General features: G+C 76.4%; 2 protein-coding genes, 1 tRNA gene and 1 pseudogene. 3 read left to right on the top strand and 1 reads right to left on the bottom strand.

The window, feature by feature from the left end:
• Window positions 1–982 (top strand): NrfD/PsrC family molybdoenzyme membrane anchor subunit (nrfD, locus tag CRM73_RS18645; protein ID WP_229588727.1); only part of this gene is annotated, 982 nt, incomplete at its 5' end.
• Between the two features lie 27 nt (window positions 983–1009).
• On the opposite strand, the gene selD is transcribed toward nrfD, so the two are convergent.
• Window positions 1010–2029: a selenide, water dikinase SelD gene (selD, locus tag CRM73_RS18640; protein ID WP_229588726.1), complete on the bottom strand. Its 1020-nt coding sequence runs from the start codon at window positions 2027–2029 to the stop codon at window positions 1010–1012.
• A gap of 41 nt (window positions 2030–2070) precedes the next feature.
• Here selD and CRM73_RS18635 point away from each other — a divergent pair.
• Window positions 2071–2165 (top strand) — tRNA-Sec (locus CRM73_RS18635).
• Window positions 2166–2230: 65 nt separating this feature from the next.
• Window positions 2231–3046: pseudogene (selA, locus tag CRM73_RS18630) on the top strand (L-seryl-tRNA(Sec) selenium transferase); the annotation flags it as partial.
• Window positions 3047–3126: the final 80 nt, after the last annotated feature.

The following is a 3126-nucleotide window of genomic DNA, read 5'->3' as shown; positions in this document are numbered from 1 at the left end:
GGAGATGCCGATGGTCCCGGAGCCGGAGTTCGGCTCCTACTACGGCCGCCCGGTGGTCAAGCCGGCGCCCTGGGGCCACGAGGTCGCCGCGTACCTGTTCCTCGGCGGCGTGGCCGGCGGCTCCGCGCTGCTCGCGCTCGGCGGTCAGCTCACGGGCCGGGCCGAGCTGCGCCGCAACGCCCGGCTGGGCTCGGTGACCGCGCTCGGTCTCGGCGGCGCGGCGCTGGTCGCGGACCTCGGCCGCCCGGAGCGCTTCCTGCACATGCTGCGCACGTTCAAGCCGACCTCGCCGATGAGCATGGGCACGTGGATCCTCAGCGCGTTCGGGGCCGGCATGGGGACCGCGGTCGCGTCCGAGGTGGACCGGATGACCGGCTCCCGCCTTCCGCTGGGCCCGCTGCGCCCGGTGCTGCGGGCCGTGGAGGGCCCGGCCGGCGTCGAGGCCGCGGTCTTCGCGGGCCCGCTCGCCGCGTACACCGCGGCGCTGCTCTCCGACACGGCGACGCCCACCTGGAACGCCGCCCGCGAGGACCTGGCGTTCGTCTTCGTGAGCTCGGCGAGCCTCGCCTCGGGCGGCCTGGCCATGGTCACGACCTCGGTCGGCGAGGCCGGCCCCGCCAGGCGGCTGGCCCTGCTGGGCGTGGCCGGTGAGCTGATCGCCACGAAGCTGATGGAGCGCCGGATGGACCCGGTGGCGGCCGAGCCGCTGCACCACGGCCAGGCCGGGACCATGCTGGCGTGGAGCGAGCGGCTGGCGGTCGCCGGCGGTCTCGGCACGCTGCTGGGCGGGCGGCACCGGGCCGTCGCCGCGGTCTCGGGGCTGGCGCTGCTGGCGTCCTCGGCGCTCACCCGGTTCGGCGTGATGGAGGCCGGTCTGCACTCGGCCGTGGACCCCCGCTACACGATCGAGCCGCAGAAGGCCCGGCTGGCCGCCCGGCGCGCCGCAGGGATCACCGACGACTCGATCACGACCGTCGGCTGAGCGCCCGGCGCCGTGCCCCGGCGGGGCTCAGCGCACGTGGAGTCCGGACCCGGCCACGGTGTGGCCCACCACGGGGTAGCCCGGCACCTCGCCGACCACGAGCAGGCCGCCCGAGGTCTGCGCGTCGGCCAGCAGGAGCAGGTCGTCCTCGGTGACACCGGTCCCCGCCCGCAGGTGCGGGCGCACCCAGTCCAGGTTGCGGCGGGTCCCGCCGGAGACGTAGCCGTCCCGCAGCGCCTCGGCCGCGCCCTCCACGAGGGGCACGGCGCTCCGGTCGAGCACCGCGCCCACCCCGGAGGCACGGCACATCTTGTGCAGGTGCCCGAGCAGGCCGAAGCCGGTGACGTCCGTGGCCGCCCGGGCCCCGGCCGCCAGCGCCGCCTCGGCCGCGTCCCGGTTGAGCCGGGTCATCGTGGCGAGCGCCTCGGCGAAGAACTCGCCGGTCGCCTTGTGCCGGTTGTTGAGCAGTCCCACGCCGATGGGCTTGGTGAGGGTCAGGGGCAGCCCCGGTGCGGCGGCGTCGTTGCGCAGCAGCCGGTCCGGGTGGGCAACGCCGGTCACGGCCATGCCGTACTTCGGCTCCGGGTCGTCGATGGAGTGCCCCCCGATCACCGGGCACCCTGCATCGGAGGCGACCGCCAGGCCGCCGCGGAGCACCTCGGTCATCAGCTCCATGGGCAGCACGTCGCGGGGCCAGCCCACGAGGTTGATGGCCATGACCGGGCGCCCGCCCATGGCATAGACGTCCGAGAGCGCGTTCGCGGCGGCGATCCGGCCCCAGTCGTAGGCGTCGTCGACCACCGGGGTGAAGAAGTCGGCGGTGGACAGCACCGCGAGGTCCTCGCGCACCAGGACGGCCGCGGCGTCGTCGCCGTCGTCGAGACCGACCAGCACGCCGTCCCCCGCCTGGCCGGTGAGGCCCCGGACCGCGTCCTCGAGCTCGCCGGGCGGGATCTTGCACGCGCATCCGCCGCCGTGGGCGAAGCCGGTCAGGCGGACCGTCCCGGGCGCTGGCAGGGGCGGGGTCGGCGTCCGGGTCTGTTCCATGTCGTCAGCCTACTGGTGACGGCGGTGCTAGGTTGGGTGACGGAGGCGTCCGGGTCCTGGTGGGCCCCCCGGTCTTCAAAACCGGTGAGGCCGAGCACCTCGGCCTGGCGGGTTCGATTCCCGTCCGCCTCCGCCAACCCCCTGCGCCGCCCACCCGCGCACCGACCACCCGCACCGCGTGCCGCCCGACGAGGAGGGACTGTGGCCCTGGACGACCCGCGCCGCCTGATCCCGCGCACCGACCAGCTCCTGGCCCTGCCGCCCGTCCGCCGGGCGCTCGAGCGGCTGAGCGAGGACGTCGTCCGCGCGCTGGTGCGCGAGACCCAGGACCGGGCGCGGCGCGGCGAGATCGCCCCCGGCGAGGTCGAGCCGGCGGTGCTCGCCGCGCTCGGGGCCCGCTCCGCCTCCAGCCTGACGCCGGTGCTCAACGCCACCGGCGTGGTGGTGCACACCAACCTCGGCCGCGCCCCGCTGTCCGCGGCGGCGCTCGACGCGCTGGTGACGGCCGGCGGGTACGTCGACGTGGAGCTCGACCTGGTGAGCGGCACCCGCTCCCGCCGCGGCGCCGCCGCCCGGGCGGCCCTGCTCGCCGCCTGCCCACCCGCCGAGGACGCCCTGGTCGTCAACAACGGCGCGGCCGCCCTCGTGCTGGCCACCACGGCCCTGGCCGCCGGCCGCGAGGTGGTGATCAGCCGCGGCGAGCTCGTCGAGATCGGGGCCGGCTTCCGGCTGCCGGAGCTGATCGAGTCGACCGGCGCCCGGCTGCGCGAGGTGGGCACGACCAACCGGACCCACCTGCGCGACTACGCCGAGGCGATCGGCCCGGAGACCGGCTGCCTGCTCAAGGTGCACCCGAGCAACTTCCGGCTGGAGGGGTTCACCTCGGCCGTCGAGGTCGACGAGCTGCGGCCGCTGGCCCGGGCCCACGGCCTGCCCCTCGTGGCGGACCTCGGCAGCGGGCTCCTCGTCCCGGACCCGCAGGAGGAGCTCGACAGCGCGGCGCGGGCCATCGACGCCGACTTCGAGGACAACAACGGCTACCAGGACGAGTGACCGCCGCGGCGGGGCCGTCCAGCGGCCCCGCCGCGCACCTGCGA

Source organism: Kocuria sp. CCUG 69068, assembly GCF_020833785.1.
GTDB classification, from domain to species: domain Bacteria; phylum Actinomycetota; class Actinomycetes; order Actinomycetales; family Micrococcaceae; genus Kocuria; species Kocuria rosea.
This window is presented reverse-complemented; position numbering and strand designations above follow the sequence as displayed.

What these genes read in the sequence shown, in the direction of transcription:
- selD (WP_229588726.1), bottom strand. Translation starts at nt 2,029, where the DNA reads ATGGAACAGACCCGGACGCCGACCCCGCCCCTGCCAGCGCCCGGGACG.